At 64.4% G+C, this 22,969-nt stretch carries 16 protein-coding genes and 1 tRNA gene; 8 read left to right on the forward strand and 9 right to left on the reverse strand.

Annotated elements, in window-relative coordinates:
- Window positions 1-18 precede the first annotated feature (18 nt).
- The gene (locus CSC67_RS17520; protein WP_118995750.1) at window positions 19-948 is read left to right on the forward strand and encodes a LysR family transcriptional regulator; all 930 of its coding nucleotides are present in this window, start codon (window positions 19-21) and stop codon (window positions 946-948) included.
- 572 nt (window positions 949-1,520) lie between these two features.
- Here the strand turns inward: CSC67_RS17520 and recX are convergent.
- Window positions 1,521-2,030 (reverse strand): recombination regulator RecX, encoded by a 510-nt coding sequence (gene recX, locus CSC67_RS17525; protein WP_118995751.1) that lies wholly within the window; start codon window positions 2,028-2,030, stop codon window positions 1,521-1,523.
- 58 nt (window positions 2,031-2,088) lie between these two features.
- Window positions 2,089-3,168 (reverse strand): recombinase RecA, encoded by a 1,080-nt coding sequence (recA, locus tag CSC67_RS17530; protein ID WP_118995752.1) that lies wholly within the window; start codon window positions 3,166-3,168, stop codon window positions 2,089-2,091.
- Between the two features lie 232 nt (window positions 3,169-3,400).
- Here recA and CSC67_RS17535 point away from each other — a divergent pair, with 232 nt between their 5' ends.
- From CSC67_RS17535 to CSC67_RS17550, 4 genes are all read left to right on the forward strand, one after another.
- The gene (locus CSC67_RS17535) at window positions 3,401-4,087 is read left to right on the forward strand and encodes a response regulator (protein ID WP_118995864.1); all 687 of its coding nucleotides are present in this window, start codon (window positions 3,401-3,403) and stop codon (window positions 4,085-4,087) included.
- Between the two features lie 6 nt (window positions 4,088-4,093).
- A complete protein-coding gene (locus CSC67_RS17540) occupies window positions 4,094-5,566 on the forward strand; it encodes a sensor histidine kinase (RefSeq protein WP_118995753.1) in 1,473 nt (490 codons plus the stop codon).
- Between the two features lie 276 nt (window positions 5,567-5,842).
- Window positions 5,843-7,468, forward strand: a complete 1,626-nt coding sequence (locus CSC67_RS17545) for an MFS transporter (protein ID WP_167752951.1) — start codon at window positions 5,843-5,845, stop codon at window positions 7,466-7,468.
- A gap of 475 nt (window positions 7,469-7,943) precedes the next feature.
- Window positions 7,944-8,846 carry a recombination-associated protein RdgC gene (locus tag CSC67_RS17550; protein WP_118995755.1) on the forward strand — a complete coding sequence of 301 codons (903 nt, stop codon included), beginning with the start codon at window positions 7,944-7,946 and terminating at the stop codon, window positions 8,844-8,846.
- Between the two features lie 129 nt (window positions 8,847-8,975).
- On the opposite strand, the gene CSC67_RS17555 is transcribed toward CSC67_RS17550, so the two are convergent.
- The 3 genes from CSC67_RS17555 to CSC67_RS17565 form a co-directional block, all read right to left on the reverse strand.
- On the reverse strand, window positions 8,976-10,268 hold the full coding sequence (locus CSC67_RS17555) for an aspartate carbamoyltransferase (RefSeq protein WP_118995756.1): 1,293 nt from the start codon (window positions 10,266-10,268) through the stop codon (window positions 8,976-8,978).
- Window positions 10,269-10,370: 102 nt separating this feature from the next.
- Window positions 10,371-10,919: a hypothetical protein gene (locus CSC67_RS17560; protein WP_118995757.1), complete on the reverse strand. Its 549-nt coding sequence runs from the start codon at window positions 10,917-10,919 to the stop codon at window positions 10,371-10,373.
- Between the two features lie 136 nt (window positions 10,920-11,055).
- Complete coding sequence (locus CSC67_RS17565) at window positions 11,056-11,685, reverse strand: SecDF P1 head subdomain-containing protein (RefSeq protein ID WP_245220277.1); 630 nt, start codon at window positions 11,683-11,685, stop codon at window positions 11,056-11,058.
- 169 nt (window positions 11,686-11,854) lie between these two features.
- On the opposite strand from CSC67_RS17565, the gene CSC67_RS21390 reads away from it, so the two are divergent.
- Entirely contained in the window at window positions 11,855-12,028 is a 174-nt protein-coding gene (locus CSC67_RS21390) for a hypothetical protein (protein WP_167752946.1), read from the forward strand.
- Here the strand turns inward: CSC67_RS21390 and pbpC are convergent.
- Together pbpC and CSC67_RS17575 are read right to left on the reverse strand one after the other, a co-directional pair.
- The gene (gene pbpC, locus CSC67_RS17570) at window positions 11,992-14,202 is read right to left on the reverse strand and encodes a penicillin-binding protein 1C (protein WP_118995759.1); all 2,211 of its coding nucleotides are present in this window, start codon (window positions 14,200-14,202) and stop codon (window positions 11,992-11,994) included. The two genes, CSC67_RS21390 and pbpC, sit on opposite strands and share 37 nt — an antisense overlap.
- Window positions 14,203-14,238: 36 nt before the next feature.
- Window positions 14,239-20,163, reverse strand: coding sequence for an alpha-2-macroglobulin family protein (locus tag CSC67_RS17575; RefSeq protein WP_245220278.1), 5,925 nt, complete (start codon window positions 20,161-20,163; stop codon window positions 14,239-14,241).
- A 209-nt stretch (window positions 20,164-20,372) separates the two neighbouring features.
- On the opposite strand from CSC67_RS17575, the gene CSC67_RS17580 reads away from it, so the two are divergent.
- A complete protein-coding gene (locus CSC67_RS17580) occupies window positions 20,373-20,813 on the forward strand; it encodes a hemerythrin domain-containing protein (RefSeq protein ID WP_118995760.1) in 441 nt (146 codons plus the stop codon).
- 8 nt (window positions 20,814-20,821) lie between these two features.
- Here CSC67_RS17580 and CSC67_RS17585 read toward each other — a convergent pair whose 3' ends face one another.
- Both CSC67_RS17585 and CSC67_RS17590 read right to left on the reverse strand, forming a co-directional pair.
- Window positions 20,822-21,025 (reverse strand): hypothetical protein, encoded by a 204-nt coding sequence (locus tag CSC67_RS17585; protein ID WP_118995761.1) that lies wholly within the window; start codon window positions 21,023-21,025, stop codon window positions 20,822-20,824.
- Between the two features lie 153 nt (window positions 21,026-21,178).
- Window positions 21,179-21,257: transfer RNA gene (locus CSC67_RS17590), tRNA-Ile, on the reverse strand.
- 122 nt (window positions 21,258-21,379) lie between these two features.
- Here CSC67_RS17590 and CSC67_RS17595 point away from each other — a divergent pair.
- Window positions 21,380-22,957: a sensor domain-containing diguanylate cyclase gene (locus CSC67_RS17595; RefSeq protein ID WP_118995762.1), complete on the forward strand. Its 1,578-nt coding sequence runs from the start codon at window positions 21,380-21,382 to the stop codon at window positions 22,955-22,957.
- Window positions 22,958-22,969 lie beyond the last annotated feature (12 nt).

The raw sequence follows: 22,969 nt of genomic DNA on the forward strand, positions 1-22,969 counted from the left end.
CCTTCGCCAGGACCCGATATGCTGGAAATCCGCCACCTCGAAACCATTGCCGCCATCCAGGAAGCCGGCAGCCTGCAGGAAGCCGCTGAAAGACTGCATGTGACGCAGTCCGCGCTGTCGCATCAATTGCGCGACCTCGAAACCCGCTTGAAGACGCCCCTGCTGAACCGGCGCACCCGCCCCGCCCGGCTGACGACCGCCGGCCTGCGCGTGCTGGCGCTGGCCGACGAGGTGCTGCCCCGGCTCAAGGCCACAGAACGCGAACTGCAGCGCCTGGCCGCCGGCCGCACGGGACGCCTGCACCTGGCCATCGAATGCCATTCCTGCTTTCAATGGCTGATGCCGGCCATGGACGCCTTCAGGCAGGAATGGCCCGACGTCACCCTGGACCTGTCGGCGGCATTCTCTTTCGCCCCCCTGCCCGCGCTGGTACGCGGCGACCTGGACGTGGTCATCACCTCTGATCCCCAGGAACTGGACGCGGTCTGCTATCTGCCGCTGTTCCGCTACGAACTGGTGCTGGCGGTGGCGGCGGCCAACCCGCTGGCGCAATATCGCTACATTGAAGCGCAGCAGCTCGAAGACCAGGTGCTTATTACCTACCCGGTCGAGAGGCAGCGGCTGGATGTCTTTACGGCTTTTCTGGATCCGGCCGACGTCGAGCCGGCGGCGCTGCGCACGGCCGAACTCACGCCCATCATCGCGCAATTGGTGGCCAGCCAGCGCGGCGTGGCTGCCCTGCCCAACTGGGCTCTGACCGAATATCTGGGACAGGGATGGCTGCGGGTCTGCCATTTGGGCGAGCATGGCGTCTGGCGAACGTTGTACGCGGCGGTGCGTATCGAGGATGCGGACACGCACTATCTGAAAGCCTTTGTCGACAAGGCGCAGGAAATCTGCTTCAAGACCCTGAGCGGCATCAAGGCCGCTCGTGCTCATAAAGTGTGATCGTTGTTGCCTTGGATGATGTGAGTTTTTCTGTCGATGCTGCGTTCTTTTGGTTTTTTAGTGCTACTTGGGTTCTTTGGTGTCGCCGGCCTGGTTTTTAGTGTCGTCGGGCTGGTTCTTCTTTAGTCTCGCAGATCTGGGTTCTTAACCGCCGTCGGGGGGGATGCCCTTTTGGCCGGGCGGTCGGGCGGTCCGAGGCAGCGCCCTCCAACGCCCGGCCAAAAGGGCATCCCCCCCGACGGCTTGCATTGGCGGCTGATCACGACCGACAACAGAACGCTGCTTGTAGAGCTTGCCCAAGCCCTAGCCGCTGGAGGCGGCAGAGCTTGTACCGGGCGTTGGAGGGCGCTGCCTCGGACCGCCCGACCGCCCGGTACAAGCTCTGCCGCCTCCAGCGGCGTTTAAGGACTCAATGAACAGCGTCGCAATAAATTCGTGCAGTAAAAGTTAGGAAATTCAATACAACAGATCAAGCCGCACAAGCCAAGCTTAAAACGACAAAGGACGAAGCCACGCCGAGATCGAGGGCAATGACATCGAACTCTTCGAGACAAAACATCCAAAGCAATCAACTAATCCGCGCCACCCGACTCTTGCTCGCCGATTATCTGCCGCAGGCACTGCGGCGAAAACCCCCGTGAGGCCATGAAGCGGAATTGCCTCGCATAGTCTTTGGCATCGACCGGCGCCCGGCCGAATTTCTTTTGCCAGACCTCGGTGGCGCGTTGGACCTCGGTGCCTTGCAGTTGCCGGCGGATCTCGCCTAGTTGATCGTCGGACAAACCGTGCTGGCGCAGCTCTTGAAGCACCAGCGCCGCGCCCTTGCGGGAAGCGCGGCGGTGCACCAGGTTCTGGGCGAAACGTTCGTTGGACAACCAGTTGTCGCGCTGGAGTTCATCGAGCACGCGGTCGAGTTGGGAGGGATCGTCGGGGTCGACGTGGGGGGCCAGCTTGCGGGCCAGTTCGACACGGGAGTGTTCGCGGCGCGACAACATGGCCACGGCCCGGGCCTTGAGAGAGGGCCCCTGCCGCTTGGCCTTGGGAACCAGTTGCTCGAAATCGTCGTGATCGGAATCGGCCATGAATGCTGGAGCCACCTGGCAGCCGTGCCCGAACAGAAGCACAGCGGCCGGGCGGGGATCAGTCGAGCGGTTCTTCTTCGTCGTCCGGGCCTTCGGCCTGTACGGCCGCGCGACCCACGTGAGCCGCCACCCCGAGTTGCTCGCGCACCTTGTTTTCGATTTCGAACGCCATGTCGGGATGCTCTTTGAGGTACTCGCGCACGTTGTCCTTGCCTTGCCCGATGCGCGTGCCCGAATAGCTGAACCAGGCGCCCGCCTTGTCGACGATGCCGGCCTGGACGCCGAGGTCGATGATTTCGCCCTCGCGGGAGATGCCGGCGCCGTACATGATGTCGAATTCGGCCTGCTTGAACGGCGGCGCCACCTTGTTCTTGACGACCTTGACGCGGGTTTCGTTGCCGACGATTTCGTCGCCCTTCTTGATGGAGCCGATGCGGCGGATGTCGAGGCGCACCGAGGAATAGAACTTGAGGGCGTTGCCGCCGGTGGTGGTTTCGGGGTTGCCGAACATGACGCCGATCTTCATGCGGATCTGGTTGATGAAGATGACCATGCAGTTGGCGCGCTTGATGTTGGCGGTGAGCTTGCGCAGCGCCTGGCTCATGAGGCGGGCCTGCAGCCCTGGCAGCGAATCGCCCATGTCGCCCTCGATTTCGGCCTTGGGCACCAGCGCCGCGACCGAGTCGATGACGATGAGGTCGACCGAACCGGAACGCACCAGCGCATCGGTGATTTCGAGCGCCTGTTCGCCGGTGTCGGGCTGGGAGATGAGCAGGTCGGACAAATTGACGCCCAGCTTGGAGGCGTACTGCACGTCGAGGGCGTGCTCGGCGTCGATGAAGGCGCAGGTACCGCCGATTTTTTGCATTTCGGCGATGACCTGCAGGGTAAGCGTGGTTTTGCCGGACGACTCGGGGCCGTAGATTTCGACGACGCGGCCGCGCGGCAGCCCGCCGACGCCCAGGGCGATGTCCAGCCCCAGAGAGCCGGTGGAAACCACCTGGATGTTGTGCTCGACCTGGTTGTCGCCATAGCGCATTACCGAGCCCTTGCCGAACTGCTTGTCGATTTGCGATAAGGCGGCGGCAAGCGCCTTGCTGCGTTCGGCGGCTGCGGCTTTGCTTTGTTTGTCGTCCATAGGGACCCCTTGGCTAAGAAAACGAAAATTGACCTGAAAGCCGGGCCCAAGGCATGTTGGCGTTGGAAGCCTTGGCGACCCATGGCTGGCTGACGGCGATTATGGCATCAAATTATACTGTACAAATATACAGATATCCAGAAAATGCGGTATTAACCCGTAGTGGCAAGGCGACGGGCCGGTGTCAGAATGATCTTTCCCGCCCGACCCGCCTATGGCCCCTTACGAGCTCATGCGCATCCTCATTGCCGAAGACGATAGTATTCTTGCCGATGGACTTTCCCGTTCACTGCGCTACGAAGGCTATGCCGTCGACGTGGTGCACGATGGGTCAAGCGCCGATTCGGCCCTGCAATTGCAAAGCTTCGACCTGCTGATTCTGGATCTCGACCTGCCCGCCCTGAACGGCCTGTCGGTGCTGCGCCTGTTAAGGCAGCGGCAAAGCAGCCTGCCGGTGCTCATTTTAACGGCGGCCGATACCATTGAACAGCGCGTGCGGGGCCTTGACCTGGGCGCCGACGACTACATGGCCAAGCCCTTCGCCCTGTCCGAACTCGAAGCGCGGGTGCGGGCCCTGACGCGGCGCAGCGCCGGCACGGGCCTGGCCCTGCTGCGCCACAAGCGGCTCACCTTCGACCTCAACGGCCGCACCGCACGCATCGACGATCAGCCGCTCGAGCTCTCGGCGCGCGAGACCAGCCTGCTGGAAATCTTTCTTTCCCGCTGCGGCCGCATGATCAGCAAGCACCAGCTGGTCGACCTGTTGTGCGAGTGGGGCGAAGAAGTCACCACCAACGCCATCGAAGTCTACGTCTACCGGCTGCGCAAAAAACTCGAACCCAGCGGCGCACGCATCGTCACCATACGCGGCCTGGGCTACTGCCTCGAGCCCGACACCGGCGAATCCGCGGCGGCCTGACACCCCATGCCCGACGCCAGCCTGCGCACCGCCAGCGAGAGCCCCCTGCGCCGGCTCATGTCCCGCAAGGCGCGTTCGCAAAAAAACAAGACCTTGCTGGGCAAGATCCTGATCTGGATGTTCGGGCCGCTGTTCCTGCTGTGGTCGATCGGCATCGTCATCACCTACTTCATTGCGCAGAACATCGCCAACGCGCCCTACGACCGCACGCTTACCGACCATCTGCGCCTGCTCAAGTACGAAGTCGAACAGCAGAACGTGCGCCAGGGCGTCGAGCTGTCGCCCTCGGCGCTGACCATACTCGGCGGCGAGAACGGACGCCCGGCGCGCTGGCAGATCCGCGACGCCAACGGCGATTCGCTGGCGGGCAACGCCAAGATTCCCCTGCCCGACAACTGGGCTTACGAAAAAGACAAGTTCAAGTTCCACAACGACACCATCGACGGCCAGAGCGTGCGGGTCGCCTACGTATGGGGCGGGCGCGACCAGCAGGGCGAATCCTTCCTGACCCTGGTGGCCGAGACCAACGACCGCCGCGGCGTACTGCAGCAGGAAATCCTGACCGGCATGCTGACGCCTCAGCTCATCGTGCTGCCGCTTGCCGCCCTGCTGGCCGGCCTGGGCCTGACCCAGGGCCTGGAGCCGCTGACCCTGCTGCAGGAGCGCATACGCGCGCGCCGGCCCAACGATCTGTCGCCCATCAGCGAAGACCTCGCGCCGGCGGAAATCGCGCCGCTGGTGGCCGCCATGAACGAGCTCCTCACCCAGTTGTCGGCCAGCACCGAATCGCAGCGGCGCTTCGTCTCCAATGCGGCGCACCAACTGAAGACGCCGCTGGCGGGCATGCGCACCCAGGCCGAACTGGCCTTGCGGGAGCGGGACCCCGCCAAGATGGACGAAAGCCTGCATCAACTGGTCAAGGGCACCCAGCGGGCGACCCGCCTCGTCAATCAGCTGCTGGCCCTGACCCGCGCCGAACATTCAGGCAACCCGGGCCTTTTCGTGCCCGAAAAGCTAGAACTCAACGCCCTGGCCGAACGGCAGACGCGCCAGTGCGTCGACGCGGCCATGCGCCACGGCATCGACCTGGGCTTCGAACCCTTCGAACAGCCGTTGTGGATACAGGGCCACGGCCTGATGCTGGCCGAACTGCTGACCAATCTCATCGACAATGCACTGCTGTACACTCCGGCGGGCGGGTGGGCCACCGTGCGGCTGACGGGCGCGGCCGATACCGCCAGCATCGAAGTCGAGGATTCGGGACAAGGCATCGCCCCCGAGCACCGGACGCGCATCTTCGACCGCTTCTACCGCATATGGGGCAACAGCGCAGACGGCAGCGGCCTGGGGCTGTCCATCGTCAAAGAGATCGTCGACCAGCATGGCGCCGTCATCGAACTGACCGAGCCCTCGTCGCGGCCCGGCGCCCGCACCTGCTTTCGCGCCACCTTCCGCAAGGTTTCCCCTCCCCAGGCCTGAGAGCGCTTTTTTCAGGCGCCGCTTTCCGCCCCGCGCCCATAGTTCCCCAAAAATTACATTTTTTTACCAAAACCCGGCCTCCCGGTGTTTCCACGTAAGTTTGACGTAAGACTGGTTTTCTACCTTACGCGTAATCGCTGCTCCTGTAGCGGCAACAACAAGAGCCGAGCCCGGCCTACACTTCAAGGAGACACCATGAGTACATCGGACACACTAGCGTCCCCGCCACCGGGGCATAGCCGCAGCACCGGAGCGCCCGCCGCCACCAATCGCCCCATGACGGCTGAAGAAAGGCGAGTCATCTTCGCCTCGTCGCTGGGCACGGTATTCGAGTGGTACGACTTCTATCTGTACGGCTCGCTGGCCGCCATCATCGCCACCCACTTCTTCTCGGGCGTCAATCCCACCGCGGGATTCATCTTCGCCCTGCTGGCCTTCGCGGCCGGCTTTGCCGTGCGCCCCTTCGGCGCGCTGGTGTTCGGCCGCCTGGGCGACCTGGTGGGCCGCAAATACACTTTTCTGATCACCATCCTGATCATGGGCCTGTCCACCTTCCTGGTAGGCGTCCTGCCGTCCTATTCCTCCATCGGCATGGCCGCGCCCATCATCCTGATCATCCTGCGCCTGCTGCAAGGCCTGGCTCTGGGCGGCGAGTACGGGGGCGCGGCCACCTACGTGGCCGAGCATGCGCCCCAGAACCGGCGCGGCTTCTACACCAGCTGGATCCAGACCACCGCCACCATGGGGCTGTTCCTTTCCCTGCTGCTCATTCTGGGCATACGCAGCGCCTTGGGAGAAGAAGCCTTCCTGAGCTGGGGGTGGCGCGTGCCCTTCCTGATCTCGGCCGTGCTGCTGATCATCTCGGTGTGGATTCGCATGCGGCTGAACGAATCGCCCGCCTTCAAGAAGATGAAGGAAGAAGGCACCCAGTCCAAGGCGCCCATCAAGGAATCCTTCGGCGAGTGGAAAAACCTGAAGATCGTCATCCTGGCCCTGCTCGGCCTGACCGCCGGCCAGGCCGTGGTCTGGTACACGGGCCAGTTCTATGCCCTGTTCTTCCTGACCAAGACACTGGGCATCGAAGCCAACACCGCCAACATCATGATCGCCCTGGGCCTGCTGCTGGGCACGCCGTTCTTCATCGTGTTCGGCGCGCTGTCCGACAAGATAGGCCGCAAGCCCATCATCATGGCGGGCTGCCTGATCGCCGCCCTCACCTACTTCCCGGTGTTCAAGGGCATCACCCACTTCGCCAACCCCGCCCTGGAACACGCACAGGCCACCGCGCCGGTCACCATCGTGGCCGATCCTGCGACGTGCTCGTTCCAATTCAATCCGGTGGGCACGGCATCGTTCACCAGTTCATGCGACATCCTCAAGGCCTTCATGGCCAGCAACTCGGTGAACTACAACAATGAATCCGCACCGGCGGGCAGCCTGGCCGTGGCGCGCATCGGCGACGAAGAGTTTCCAGCATTCGAAGGAGCCGGCATGAGCAAGGCCGACTTCACCGCCAAGTCGGCCGAGCTGCGCGAGGCCCTTACCCAGTCGATCCGGGCCCACGGCTATCCCGCAAAGGCCGACCCGACACAGATCAACTACGTCATGGTGGTGGTGCTGCTGACTTTCCTCGTCATCCTGGTGACCATGGTGTACGGCCCCATCGCCGCCATGCTGGTCGAGATGTTCCCCACGCGCATCCGCTACACCTCCATGAGCCTGCCCTACCACATCGGCAACGGCTGGTTCGGCGGCTTCCTGCCCCCGGTGGCCTTCGCCATCGTGGCGGCTACGGGCAACATCTATGACGGGCTCTGGTACCCCATCATCATCGCCGCCATGTCGCTGGTCATCGGCATGCTGTTCGTCAAGGAGACGCGCCACAACGACATCAACGCCTAGCGCCATGGCCGGGCGGCAAGCCCGGCCATGGCCGGTCCGACCTGACATGATCTTTCAGGCCCACGTCAGGTCGTTTCCCTACAATCGAATCCATAGAAAGCATTCCCGCGACTGAAGCCCCAGGCTTCGCGCCAAGGTTCATTCGCCCGAGTGCTGCTATCTCATCGGTATTGCGCGCCCCGCGAACTGTAGTAAGCGCAAGCCGATGTGTTATACCGGCCCGGTGCATACGCATCCGGGCCTTTTTTTTGCCGCCGGGCCGCCCCAAGGCGAAAAAAGCCCCCTCGGGGGGCAGCAAGCGGGCGTCAGCCTGCGCAGCGTGGGGGCATTTTTTGCCGCCGGGCCGCCCCAAGGCTCGGCGCCCCCGGCAAAAAAAGCCCCCTTTTTCCGAAGGCGGGACGCGGCGGTTTACAATCGTCGGTCCGTCTCATCCAGCGCGGGCCCAGGCCTCGCCTCAATCAAAGTTGCATCAACAATGTGGTTCAAGAACCTTAAAGTATTCCGCCTTGCCCCCTCGTGGTCGATCTCACTAGACTCCCTTGCGTCCGCCCTTGAAAAACAAGCCTACCGTCCCGGCAACAGCCTCGAGATGCAGAACCTGGGCTGGGTTCCGCCCTTCGAGAATTCGGGATTGGCCTATGCGCTGCAAGGGCAGATCTTCCTGAGCCTGCGCGCCGAAAAGAAACTGCTGCCCGCCACCGTCATCAATCAGTTCGCCCGGGCCCGCGCGCAAGAGATCGAAGAGCAGCAGGGCTTCAAGCCCGGCCGCAAGCAAATGAAGGAGATCAAGGAACAGATCACCGACGAGCTCCTGCCCAAAGCCTTCAGCGTCTATCGCGACACGCGCGTCTGGATCGACACGAAAAACCGCTGGCTGGTCGTCGACGCCGCGGCGGCGGCCAAGAGCGACGAAGTGCTCGGCATGCTGGCCAAGTCCATCGATCCCTTTCCGGGCCTGCAGCTCTATGTCGAGCAATCGCCGGCAAGCAGCATGACGAACTGGCTGATCCAGGACGAACCCCCGGCGGGCTTTTCAGTGGACCAGGACACCGAACTGCGCTCGACCAGCGAAAGCCGGGCCGCCGTGCGCTACCTGCGCCAGAGCATAGACATCGACGATGTGCGCAAGCACGTTCAGGCCGGCAAGCAGTGCACGCGCCTGGCCCTGACCTGGGCGGACAGGGTGTCTTTCGTGCTGACCGACGGCCTGGACATCAAGCGCGTCGCCCCCCTGGACGTATTGAAGGAAAACCAGGACCTGGTCTCGCGCAACGAGGCCGATCAGCTGGATTCCGACCTGGCCCTGATGACAGGCGAACTGTCGCGCCTTCTTGACGACCTGGTCGGCGCCTTGGGCGGCGAGAAGAAAATGGCCTGATCCGCGCACGCGTCAGGGCCTTTTTCGCCCTGCTTCGCGAGTTCATTGCCCTCTGCCTGCCGAGGCGCGCCGTCCGGCGGCGCTGTTTGTCCCGCTCGCACCCCCGCCCCGGCCGGCTCGGGCGACGGATCAATCGATGCCGTGGAACACGCTGTCGTCCGGCCCTATGTGCGAGGGCGGATTCCAGGTGACGTCGCGCAGGGAATGCTGCACCAGGCCTTCGACTCCAAGCAGCACGGCGAAGATGGCCATGCGTACCGGTATGCCGTTGTCGGCCTGGCGGAAGATGGCCAGGCGGGGGTCGTGGTTCAGGTCGACGCTGAGATCGTGCGCCCCTTCGCGGCTGTCGCGCGGCAAGGGATGCATGATGATGGCGTCGGAACGGCCGTAGCGATCGACGATGGCCTTGTTGACCTGGAAGTCGGCGGTATAGCCCTCGAGCTGCTCATCGGCGAAGCGCTCTTTCTGCACCCGGGTCGCATAGACGACGTCGGCGCCCGCCAGCCCCTCCGCGAGCGAGCTGGTCTGCTCGATGACATGGCCCCGCTTGCCCGCCTGCTCGAGGATATAGTCGGGCATCTCCAGCCCCTTGGGCGCGACCAGCGTGAACTTCAGGTCGCGATACAAGGCCAGCAGCTTGATCAGCGAATGCACGGTGCGACCGTATTTCAGGTCTCCCACCATGGCGATGTGGGCGCCGTCCAGCAGCTTGCCCAGGCGCGAAAACTCGGTAAGGATGGTGTACAGGTCCAGCAAAGCCTGGCTGGGATGCTCGCCGGCGCCGTCGCCGCCGTTGATCACGGGAATGTTCGTCGCCTCGGCGAATTCGGCTACCGAACCTTGCTCGGGATGGCGGATCACCAGCGCATCGACGTAGCCGCTCATGACGCGGCTGGTGTCATAGATGGACTCGCCCTTGGCCATGGACGAGAAGGTGAACCCCGTCGTATCGCACACCGAACCGCCCAGCCGGCAGAAGGCGGCGCCAAAGCTGACGCGGGTGCGCGTGCTGGCCTCGAAGAACAGATTGCCCAGCACCGCCCCTTCGAGCACCCGCGACACTTTCTGGCGCCGGGCGATGGGCTGCATCTGGTCGGCGATGCGAAACAGCTCTTCGACCGATTCGCGCGAAAACTGGTCCACCGACAACAACTGATGCTTGCCGTTATACGAGATGCGGTCACGCAGCGGCCCGGACTGTGCGCTCTGCGCATACTTCTGCAGCAGGGCTTCGTTTTCGACGATCTCAGTGACGAAACGGGACACGACTTCGGGCATGTTGCGGGCTTCCTGCGAGCCCTCGGGCAACAGCCATGTATCCAGCGCACGTCGCTTGACCCCGATGCGGGCTGCGAAAACGTCGCGCGTCAGGTTGAGCCGACGCATGGCATCGCGCAGAAACACTTGCTGGGAAACGGACATGGCTCAGCCTCGCTATAAATATACGCAAAGCGTATATTTTATTTCAAGAGCCTATGAAGGTGAAATGTTTTTTTGCCGGGGGCGCCGAGCCGCCGGGCCGCCTCAAGGCAAAAAGCGCCCCGGGGGGCAGCAAGCGGGCGCGAGCCCGCGCGGCGTGGGGGTGTTTTTTTGCAGCAGCGCAGGCTGAGGCGGCATCTGCGGCGGTTCGGCCGACTGATGCTGGGGCACGGCCGGGCCTTCGGGCCAGCTTTCATCGTACGACCAGTCGTCGTTGGCCAGGCTGCCCATGCCGACCAGCAGCCAGCACCCCACTGCAAACGTCACCATGCTGACACAGTAGGAGCCCAGCACACAAAGCACCGGAATCCAGTGAGGACGCCGCCGTCCGTCGCGAGCGCGCAGGCCGAGGCTGGCTTGCGCCATATAGACCCACAAAAGGCCCAGCCCCGCCAACGCCAGTCCGCACAGGAAGGCCAGCAGCGGCATGCGCAGGAAATAAGCCGGTACCTCGGTGGGCACGATACCCAGCGCGCACAGCACCACCAGCAGTACGCCCACCCCATTGATCCAGGCCAGAAATCTGAAGCCCAGCGTCAGGACGTCGGGCAAGGTCCTATCCACCGCCTGCGGGCGGTGGTCTTCGTTCAACATTTCGTGGACCGCCTTGTATTCAGTACCCATGAAAAAACGACACCCTATGACGCCGGACCAACGGTCCACTCATAGGGTGTCGCCCCGAAATGGATCGGCACCCGGGTTCGCGAGAAACCCGGGCGACACATCCGGTTCAGTTACCCGACGGTGCCGACGGGGCCGTTGTGCCCGGCGCCGGCGTGCCGGGAGCCCCCGCGCCGCTGCCGTTCTGCCGCGCGCCGTCCGGCGCCGCGACGGGATTGCCGTTCTCGTCGACCCCGGCGATGGCGCGCGCAGCCGCCGTGGCGTTCTGCTCGGTGCCCACTGCAAAGACGAGCTGGTCGGTGGTGACCGGGGTGGTGAAGCTGGGCGCGGCCAGCATGGTGCGGCCCACGACCAGCGCCAGGCGCTTGTTGGGGTTTTGAGTGGTGATGTCGGTGATCTTCTTCTGGCCTACGTTGTTCAAGGCCAGAGCAAGCAGCCCGGTGCCTTCTTGGCTGGTGCCGGCCTGGACGCCGACCAGGTCGTCGCGCGTGATGACCGGCTGCGGGTTGACATATAGCGTGCCGGCCTGGATCTGCACAGGCGTCCAACCCTGCTGGTTGACGGTGTCGGCCAGGAACACCGCGACCGGGGCGCCCTGACTGCTTGCCTGCATGGAAGTCTCGGCCGGAGCCTCGGGTTTGGCCTCGGTAGTCTGCTTGCCGGGCATGGATTGGCAAGCAGCCAAAAGAACCAGACTGGCCGGCAACAGGATTCGACCCAACGTGCGTACTGCTTTCATGAGATGCCCCTTCTTTTGGTTGTTACAAGGCTAAAATTCTAACAGGAAGCCTGCCCGGGGCACGCCAACAATTGTCAATTTATGGTTCAATTACAAAAATACGTTACCCCAGCGGCGCCCTTGGCGGCCGCTTTCTCGCAGAACCTCTTTTCGCAACGGAGACCTTTTCGTGGCTGATACGCATTCCACCACCCACAGCGCTTCAAACTCGCCCCGTTTTTCGGCGGGCCTGGTCACCGGCATCGTCACGCTGGCGTGGCTGATCGTCTTCGGCCTGGTCACCCTGCACGGCCTGGACGGCATCCATCAACACGACGGCGTCGAGGCCGCGCAGTCCAAATAATCGCCTTCGCGCACGGGGGCGGCCAGCACGGCCCCCCTTACCGTCAGCGTCACGCTGTCCAGCACTTCTCCCTCTTTCCCCAGCAGTTCCACACGATGCCTGCCCGGCCTGGGCAGCCATAGCATCTCCTGGCCTTGCACGGCTTCCCCTCCGTCTATGCGCCAGCCCACCTCTTCCCTCGAGAGCGGCGCTGCAGCCGACGCGCGAAACACCACCCGTTGGTTGCGCGGCGGAATGTCGGGATCGAGGGCCAGCACGGTTCCGTCCTGCGGCGCCGCGATGCGTATCGGCGCTTGCCATCCGTCTTGCGAACCGCGGGCGCGCCTGACCTGTGCAAGCGCCGTGTCGCCCACGAAATAGTCGATGCGCGGGGGTTCGATGCCATCCTCGAAGCCCACCCGGCCCCCACGCACCCCCTCGGGCATGGGCGGCTGGCGGCTGCCCTGCCTGCCATGCAGATAAACCATGATGTCATGCCAGATCGGGCCGGCGCCCGTTACGCCCGATACGTCGCGCATGCTGTCGCCGCTGCTGTTGCCGGCCCATACGCCCACGGTGTGGCGGTCGGACCACCCTATCGTCCAGTTGTCGCGCATGTCCTTGCTGGTGCCGGTCTTTACCGCCGTCCAGAACGGCGTGGTCAGCGGACTGTCCAGCCCGAAGGTGCGCGCACGCGCCTGTCGGTCGGACAATATGTCGCCGACGATCCAGGATGCCTCGGCATCCATGACCCGCGCCGCCTCTTCAGCGCCGCCCCGGTCCAGCCGCACAGCGGAATAGCGGCCCAGATTCGCCAAGGCGCGATAGGCGTTGGTCAGCGTCAGCAGGCTCACGTCGGCGCTGCCCAGCGCAAGACTGTAGCCGTAGTAATCGCCGCCATGCTCCAGCGGCAGGCCCAGTCTCGCGAGACGCTGTCGAAAGGCATCCGGCGTCACCATGGTCAGGGCGCGCACGGCCGGAATGTTCAGCGAAGACCCAAGCGCCGTGCGCACGCTGACCCAGCCTGAAAAACGTTCGTCGTAATTGCGCGGAATGTAGAGACCATTGCCGGTGGGAAGATTCAAAGGGCCGTCGTCCAGCAAGGAAACCGCCGTGAGCCGCTGCTGCTCGATCGCCTGCTGATACAGGAAAGGCTTCAGTGTGGAGCCCGCCTGCCTGCGCGCCTTGGCATGGTCGACCCAGGCGGCCTCCGACCATCCGCCCGACGATCCCACATAAGCCAGCACCTGGCCGCTGGCATTGTCCAGCACCACCACTGCCGCGTCCCTGACATTGCTTCCGGCCAGCTCGTGCAAGCGGCGGTTCATGATCTGCAGCACCTGGCGCTGCAAGGCGCCGTCGATCGAAGTGCGCAGCGCCTCGCCCGGTCCGGGCTTAGCCTGCGCCACCGCCCAGCGGGCGAAATGCGGCGCCAGCCCGTCGCGGTCGAACCGGGGCGAAGCACGATTTCTCAACCTGGCCTCGACGAACAATTTCATATCGAAGCAGTCGGCCTTCTCGCGGGTACGCTGCAGCAAGGCGCAGGCGCGCCGCGCCAGCAGGCCGGACGACACATTGGGGCCGCGCAGCATCGCCGCCGCAATGGCAGATTCGCGGGCGTCCAGGCCGCTGGCGTGTTTCTGAAAAAGCACTCTTGCCAGGGCGTCCACGCCGACGAGCTCCCCCCGAAACGGCACCAGGTTGAGATAGGCTTCGAGAATCTGGTCCTTGCTCCAGCGGCGCTCCAGCGCCTGCGCATAGACCGCCTGGTCCAGCTTCTGCAGCAAGCCGCGGCCTTGGGCGGGCCGCCGATGACGCCCTTCGATGAGGCCGGCCAACTGCATGGTAAGCGTGGAGGCGCCGCGCGGACCTGCGCCGAAGATCCCGTCCCAGGCCGCCGCCGCGACGGCCCGCAGGTCCACGCCGTTGTGTGAGTGGAACCGCCGGTCTTCGGACTCGATGACGGCCTGAAGCAAGGCGGGAGACACTTCATCCAGCGTCAGCCAGTCGCCTCGCCGCCCCTGAAAATCGGCACGCACGCGCTGCAGCGGCATGCCGCTGCGGTCGAGGACCAGGACATCGGAGGCCCGGTAGTCCCGCCGCAGCGACTCGAAGCCTGGGAGGGACGTGGACATCGCCGCGGTGGCGGCCATCCATCCCAGCATCATTGCCGCTGCGGCGATCGCCCTTCTCATGCGGCTGTCCCCTTAGTGTCAGCAGGCCCTTCGGCCCTAATCGGCACGAATGTCCATCGGCTCCGCCTGGGGCAGGATTCCTTGGACGTCGGGCTGGTAAAGGGCCTCGATGCGGGTGGGCGGCATGTTGAACCGTCCGGCCGTATTGAGGCGCACCGTATAGTCGATTTGCGTCTCGCCCCGGGGCAGATATTCGTAGTAGGCGCGATAGCCGCTGAAACTTCTCTCGACATAGCTGGGAGCCGGCCCCTGCGTGGCCTCCTCGGTGCGCGTCTCGATGCTGGAGTCGCGCCCCAGGCCGCTGCCGAGCAGGGTCGCGCCGGCGGGGATCGGGTCGCTCACCACGGCCCAGGTGGTCGCGCTGCGCGCCTTGATGACAAGCCTCACCCGGTAGACGTCGCCGGGGGACCAGCGGTCGGGACGGGCTTGCGAAACCGGCGTGATGTTGCGCTGAAGCTCGAAACCCGCCACAACCGGTTCGCGTATCGGCACCGCCGCCAGCGAACGGGTCCAGACCCAGACCGTGCCGAACCCTTCCTGCTTTACGTCGAGCACGCCCGATCCGCGCGCGGGCCAGGGCTGCAGCAGGCGGTGCACCGACACGTCGGACGGGGAGCGGAGCCCGCCGTCGGCCTCGGCGGGGGCTTTGGCGGCGGCCGCGTCCGGCGCGGCCCAGTCGAAGCTGCGGCCGGCCGCGCCGTCGATCCCGACGTGCACACGGCCCGATACGGGAACCTGCTCATAGGTCCGGGCGAATTTTTCCATCGCCAGGCTGGCCATCAGGTTCTCGGTGGTGGTACGCCAGGCGCCGTTGCGCTGGGCCGCCATCAGGCCCTGTGCAAGGCGCGGCATGGCTTCGTCCCATTCCGGCCTTCCGGCCATGAGGGACAAGAGCCGGGCCGCATCCACCTGCGGACTGCGCATCAACCACCACTGATCGTCGCTCTGCGCGAAGACGAGTTCGGTGCCGCGATTGAGCATGCGCGCCCGCAGCACCTGCTCGGCGTGTTTCATGTGTTCGGCGCGCCGCGGTATGTCTTGCACTCGCGTCAGAATGGACAGCCAATCGATGACGGAGGAGGTCGGCCAGCGGTCGGGGACGATCTGTATGCTGTCCAGCAGCGACGGACGCATCAGGCCTTCGCGCGCCAGCGCCTCCAGGACCAGCAGCTTGCGCAGCGGCAGATCGTTCGTGGGCGCCCATCGATGCCGCGCTATGCGGCCCTGCGCGAAATTCAGCAGGCCTTGCCGCATGGCTTCCCGCGCCCCCTCGGGCAAGGCGAAATCCAAGCCCAGGGAACGGGCCTCATGGCTGGCCGCCAGCAGGTAGGCCGTAAGCACTTCGCTGCCTTGCTGCGCCCCCGGGAAATAAGACGCCAGGCCGTCCCCATCGAGATAGTCGGGCAGCCGGCGCATGAGATCGCGCCACTGCTCCATGCTGCGCATGCCTATGGCGCGCGAACCCAGCTGCTCCAGGCAGGTGTATTCGTAGTCCTTGAACCACTGCACTACGCCCGGCAGACTGCCGCCCAGGGACGATTGCAGGTAGACCTCCAGCCCGCCCCGCGGCGCCCCGTCGCCCAGCCGCAGCGCCCCTTGCGGAGCCGCGAACGAAAGATGCATCGGGTTCGACTCGTCGACGGCCTGCAGGGCCGCCTGATGCACGGCAATGGGAACGCTGGGCGCCAGCGCCTGATGCACCACCAGCCTGTCGCCCGCGCCCTCACCTTCCACCTCGCTGGCTTCCAGCGTCCACGTCAGTTCGGCGTCCGAATCGGGCTGTTCGGCCTGCGGCGCGGTCAGCTCCCAGAACAGCGTCTCGGCCTTGCCGGCCGCCACGGGGACCGTGCGAGGCTCCAGCGTACCGTCCGGCAGCCCGCTTCCCGCGTAGCCGGCCTGCACCCGCAGGCGCATGTCGCGCTCGGTGGTGTTGCGCACGGTGACCGAGGCGCGATAGCGGTCGCCTTCGCGTACCAGCGCGGGCAGGCCCGAAATCACCTGCACATCCTGTGTCGTGGCAATCGTGGCCTGGCCTTCGCCAAAGCGGGCGACGCCTTCGTCGGCCAGGGCCACCAGCCGGAAAGAGGTGATGGCGTCGTTCAGAGGCACGACGAGGCTGGCCCGGCCCTGGGCGTCCAGTTGCACATCGGGCTGCCACAGCAGCAAGGTGTCCAGCAGCTCGCGCGTCGGGCTCTTGCCGCCCCCGCCGCCGGCGGGCAGCGCCTTGCGCCCGTAATGGCGGCGGCCCACCACCTGGCTCTGGCCTGTCGCGGTCTGGACACCGTAGCTGCGGCGCGGATGCATGGCCTCGAGCAGCTTCCAGCTGTCGTTGGCGGCCAGCTCGAGCAAAGCCTCGTCCACGGCGGCGAAAGCCACTTGGCCATGCGCCGCCGGCATGCCGTCGGCCGTGGTCACCTGGATGTCCACCTTCGCCTCGTCCCGGACCTGATAGCGCCGCTTGTCCGGCTTCACCTCGACCTTGAGGCCGCCGCCACTGTCATTGACGCGGATCTCGGCCAGGCCGAAGCGGAAAGCGGGCTTGGAAAGGTCGATCAGCGCCGACGGGGCCTGATACTCCCTGCCCTCCTGGAAGGCGCTGAACCAGGCCGAGGGCTGCTTCCAGCCCCACGAGAAAAACGAATACCACGGCACCTCGTGCAAGCGGCCGCGCAACACCAGCACCGACACATAGACGTTGGGCCTCCACTCGGCGCGCACCGGGACGCGGATGCGCGGATCGCTGCCTTCCAGCTCCACCACGCTGGACGACAGCACCCCTTCGCGCTCGACGGCCACCAGCGCGGTTGCATGGCGGAAGGGCATGCGCACCTGAAACTCGGCCGTTTCACCCGGTTCATAGACTTTCTTGCCCGGAATGACGTCGATGCGGTCGTCGTTGCCCGCGTCGAACCACAGGTCTTCGCCTCCCATGACCCAGACCGTCGTCGCGGCCTCGCTATGCCGGCCCTCGTCGTCTGCTACGCTCGCGATCAGTTCGATCGACCCGGACCGGTCGAAGCTCGTTTCGCATCGCAAGAGCCCCTGCTTGTCCGTCTTTCCTTCGCACACCTGGCCGAGATCGGTCGAACGCGTGTGATGCTCATAGCTGTAGAAGCCGCCCACCATGCGCTGGCGAGTGGAGTAAGTGGTGCGCGCCACGGCGCGGATGCTGACAGGCATGCCGGCCTGCGGCCGTCCGTCCGGAGAAAGCGCCACCGCATCCACCGAGACCGGCTTGCCTTGCTGCGCCCAGCTTCCGCCGCGCACGCCGGCCACGATACTCGCCGGCCAAGCCGTGACGGCCTGGCTGAGGGTCTGGACCTGTCCGTTCGGGTCGGCAAAGCTGGCTTCGAAGCGCAATTCACTGGCGCGCGAAATCTCGGGTATGGCGTCGAGCTTCACGCGCGCCGCGCCCTGTTCGTCCAGCGTCACGGCCTGCTTGTCGAGGAACAGGCGCTGGTCGGCGTCCTCGGGTGAATCGGACGTCCCGCCTTCCGCGCCGGAGGGAGGCGCGAAGGAGTAGTCGTCGTAGTCGCCATAGCTCAGATACTTGTCCCGCCGCACCGCCGAAAGGCTGACGGGCAGCTTGGCCGCCGGACCGCCCGACACGTAGCCGATCTGCAGATCGGCGTTCAGCACTGTCGGCGCCACGAGCTGGGAAGCGCCATCTCCCCGGCTGATCTTCAGGCTGCCCGCCAATACCGGCAGCTTGAACTCCTCGACCCGGAAGCTGCCGTCGGGCATCGCGTAGTCATCGCCTTTTTGCAAGGTGACGCTGTAGTCGCCCAGCTTGGCTGAGCGCGTCAATTGGAATTCGCTGCGGGCGCTCAGGCCGCCCGAGGGCGTTTTCTCCCAAGTGAGTTTCTCTTCGTGGCTTTGACCCGAGCCCTCATGCACGATGACCAGCTTGTCCGGCAGCTGGTCCGGATCGGGCAATGCCAGGCCGTCACGCGTCTGCACCCGCGCGAAGTGCTTCATCGAGACCGTTTCGCCCGCCCGGAACAGACTGCGGTCGAACACCGTATGGGTGACCACCGTGGGCGCCGGCTGCATGTCGGTCGGGACATTGAAGCGCCACGACTCCATGCCTGCATTCCAGTCGGACAGCACAAAGGCGAAGTCGTCCTTGCCGCGCGCCAGCTCGTGCTCCTTCGGAATGCGGGCGGATACATACAGGCCGCTCAAGCCTGTATCGCTGCAATAATCGGGACTGTCCAGCGCGCCTTCATGGTGCCAGAGCCCGGCGGCGTCGGTACGGCCCTCGGCCAGAAGCCGGCCCGAACAATCCAGGACGCGAATCTCGGCATCGCGCACGACCCGCCCTTCGTCCAGGGTGCTTACCCACACCAGTGCATCGTCGCGCCCCTGCTTCAGATGCACGCCCAGATTGGTGACCAGCACCGCGCTGCGCACGTACATGGGCCGTTCGTCGCCCAGCAGAGCCCCGCCCAGCCGCGCGGACTCGACCTCCAGCACATGAAAGCCAGGCTCGGCGACCGGTACGCCGATCACTTCCAACGGCCGGTCATCGCCCTGCTGGGCGCCGGGCAGCGTCAGGGCGCGCACGCCGTCGCGGTCGCGCAGCACCGAATAGCCTCGCACGTCCAGCGCATCGTCGCCGCCCTCGCCCGGTTCGTCTCCGTCCAGAATCCGGCCTATCTGCTGCCTGGTCCATCGCCCCCCATCCAGGCGCTGAAGACCGGCATACCAGCGCAGGACTTCCTCGTCGTCGCCCGGCACATAGTCCCGCACCGTTCCCAACGGCCTGGACAGGTCCCTGGCCAGCAGTTCCCGCTCGACATTGCGGACGGTGAGCGGCACCGTGGGCGAATGATCGTCTTCGTCGACACCGGGCGGCACGTTGGCAAAACGCTCGATGGTGCCGAAGGTGCCGGACGAGAACTTGACCAAAGAGGGATAGGCGGCCGTCCGCAGCGACAAGGGCAATTGATCCGTATTGCCCAGCGGCCGGCCGGCGTCGTCCCGAAGGTCGTCCGGCAGCACGAGCTGCAATTCGGACTCCGGTTCGAAGGGGCCCGAAAACACCAGGCGCTGCGTGCTGGTTTGCGCGTCTCCTTCGTCCGGCCGATCGGGTTCGATTTCCTTGCCTGCACTGCGCAGTCGCACGCGGCTTGCCAGCTCGGCCGGCACCGGCGCGTTGAACAGCACCACGATCGGCAGCACCGGCGTGCAGGGCGCATTGGCGTTCTCCCGCTGGCAGCTGGTCGACACCTGGAACGGTGGACGCACCTTGAAATCGAAAGTCTGCGCCTGCGTGGACGCCACGCCGCTCGATGCCGCCACCCCTTTTCCGATCACCAGCCGAAGCCGTGCTTCGGCCGGCAGCAAGCGTTTGCATTGCAGCAGTTGAACCGCCTGATCGTCCATCGAATCGCCCATGTAGGCCGCCTCGAGGATGGCCTTGCGTTGCGCCGGGTCATCCACCAGGCGCACGGGAACGGCCTCGCCCAGGCCTTCGACCGTGCAGTGCGCATTGGCCTGCAATGTTTGCGTGTCGACCGCCCCGTTGAATTGCAGCAGAAAGACCTGGTCCTCGTCGACGGTGTCGCCATAGGGCCGCCTGGACACGACATGCGGCCCGCCGGTTGCAAAAGTGAAGGAAGTCTTGCCCGTGACGGCTTGGCCGCCCAGCGTGCGAAAGCCCGCATCGACGCTGGCGGTGCATGTGACTCCCGGCCCCGGCGCCGTCCTGAATACATAGGTCCAGTTCTTGGCGTCGGTCCATCGTCCGTCGCCGACCAGGGACTCGTCGTCGCATGCGACGCGCAGCGGCGCCGGCGCGGCGGCGTCTCCGAAGGCGACCACGTCCTGATCGAACGTGGCCTTGACGCTTTCTATCGTTGCAACCGTGCCCTGAGGAGAAAAATGCGAGATGTGCGCCGCATGGACCGGCACCGCCATCGACAACAGCCACAACGCTATCACGCCACGTCCCTTCATGATCTTCCTTTGGTAGTGAGCAATGGACACATCGCAGTGTACTCAAAGCAGTTCCCGGGAAGAAGGGTCGGCACCCAGCGGAACGCGGCATGGAAGCAAGCCGCCTCCAATCCTTACCCAAGGTAACATTTCATCGGTTGGCGGCGTTGTACCGTAAAAAGAAGTGCGGCCGGCATCCCGCCGCCGCAGGGGATAATAAGGAAAGAGCCATGAACATTTTCGAAGCCCTTCGCCAAAGCCACGAACTTCAACGCGATCTTGCGGCGCAATTGCTGAAGACCAGTGGCGAATCTCCCGAGCGCTCCAACCTCTTCGACAACTACAAGACCGTGCTGACCGCGCACGCCACCGCCGAAGAGCGCCACTTCTACATTCCCATCATGGACGACGACTCCGGCGTGGAGGTCGCCCGCCACGGCATCGCCGAACACCACGAGATAGACGAACTGATAGAGCAGCTGGAAGAGACCGAGCCTTCCAGTCCGTCATGGCTGTCGCTGGCCAAGAAACTGGCCGACAAGGTGCATCATCATCTGGACGAGGAAGAACAGCGTTTTTTCCAGATGGCCGGCAAGATCCTGAGCGAAAAACAAAAGAAAGCCCTGGTCGAACCGTATCTGGAGGAGTATCAAAAAGGCCTCGAAGCCTGACCGCCGCCTCAGGGCCGTTCGCCCTCGTCGTACTCGGTATCGCTGAACATCTCGCGCAGCGTGCGGGGCCTGTCCTCGTGCTCGGGCAGCGACGTCAGGCGCAATTGGCCCAAGGCGGATTCGTCATCCTCGCTCAAGGGCTGGGGCAGCAGCCAAAAAACGCTCATGCGCCGCTGATGCAGCTGCTGTGCATGAAAAAGCAGTCGTCTCAAATCGGATTCTCCTTATATTGATGCCCATACCGTAGCACATGACGATGACAGACTGCCTTACCTGCGGGTATGCCGTCGCATCAGATAAAGAGTGTCTGCAGCAGACGACAAAAAGGCCAACCCCGAAGAGCTGGCCCAAATGCCCGATATGACTGGTGCCCCCCCCGTGAGTCGAACACGGCACCAACGGATTATGAGTCCGCTGCTCTAACCAAGCATGAGCTAGAGGGGCAAGCCTGCGATTATTACATAAAAGTAGTTGAAACTTCCACTTGCCTGCTTATTCCGTAACGCCGATACTCCCGCAACCTGGTTACGCTCACAAACTTCGACTTTCCACCCTCCGGCAGCGACATGCGCATCCCTCCTCCCCTCAGGCTGAATCTGCGGCGCCTCGTCCTGTCCGTGGTAATACTGACGGCCTTGATCATGCTGGCCACCGCTTTTCATGCTTCTTACCGCGTGCAGCGGCAAATGCTGGTGGACAATGCTCTGGAGAGCAGCCATGCGTATGCGGCCAAGCTGGCTGAAAGCGCCGAAGGGTTTCTGGACGCGGCGCAACAGCAGCTGGCCCACAGCGCCGAGGTATTGGGCGAGGGTTTCGACGATGAATCCGTACTCTTGAAAGAAAGCGAGCGCCTCTGGCTGCAAACCGACAGCTTCAATGCCGTCGGCATCACCGATGCGCAAGGCGTCATACGCGCCACGGCCCCCCGGCACCTGCAACTGGCGGGCCAGATGAACCAGAGCACCGGCGGCCAGCAGGCGCTCGAAGCGCGCCGCCCCCTGATCAGCCCGCCCTACTTGTCGCCGGCGGGCAACCTTATCGTGTTTCTGTCCCATCCCATCTTCACGCCCAAAGGAAAATACCTGGGTTATGTGGGCGGCGCCATCTATCTGAAGCACAAAAACATTCTGAACTCGCTGTTGGGCAACCATTATTATCGGGACGGCTCGTATATCTATGTGGTGGACCAGACCCGGCGCCTGCTCTACCATCCCGACCCCGCGCGCCTGGGAACGATGGTGGGCGCCAACACCATCATCGACAATGTATTGCAGGGCGGTTCGGGCAGCGGATCGGTGCGCAACAGCCAAGGCATCGACATGCTGGCGGGCTATGCGCCCGTCCCCTTGGCCGGCTGGGGCATCGTGGCCCAACGCCCCCTGCAATCGACGCTCGCGCCGCTCGACAGCCTCATGATGAATGTGCTGGGACGCACCGCGCCCATAGCGCTGCTGACGCTGCTCGCCTTCTGGGCCTTGGCCTACTTCATCGCTCGGCCTCTTTCCCTTCTGGCGCGGCAGGCGCGGCAGATGGACGCGTCGCCCGCCGCCGCGCGCATACAGAGGATACGTTCATGGTATTTCGAGGCGGCCGAGCTCAAGCGGGCCATGTTGATCGGCATCGCCCTGTTGCAGCAGAAGCTGGGCGCCGCGCATCTTGACGCCCAGACCGACCCGCTGACCGGACTGCAGAACCGGCGCGGCCTCGCACGCGCGCTGGACAGCCTCACAGCGCTGCAACGGCCGTTTTCCATTCTCGCCCTCGACATCGACCACTTCAAGCGGGCCAACGACACCCATGGCCACGACATCGGCGACGTGGTGCTTCAAAAACTGGCGGGCTTGCTGCGCAGTGAATCCAGGCCCGGCGATTTCCTGTGCCGCAATGGCGGCGAGGAGTTCATCGTGCTGCTTCCGGATACGCGCGAGGACACGGCGGCGGGCATCGCGGAACGATTGCGCCGGAAAGTGGAAACCGCCGACATGCCTCACGGCGACACGATCACCATCTCGCTGGGCGTCAGCCATTGGCCGGGCGAACCCGAGGCAATCGAAGAAGTATTGAAGCAGGCCGACCAGGCTCTTTACAGAGCCAAGAAGATGGGCCGCAACCGGGTCGTCCGCGCAAGCGAAACCTCCCTGTGAATTAAGATCGAA

Origin of the sequence: Pusillimonas caeni, assembly GCF_003545815.1 — a bacterium.
Classification (GTDB): domain Bacteria; phylum Pseudomonadota; class Gammaproteobacteria; order Burkholderiales; family Burkholderiaceae_B; genus Pusillimonas; species Pusillimonas caeni.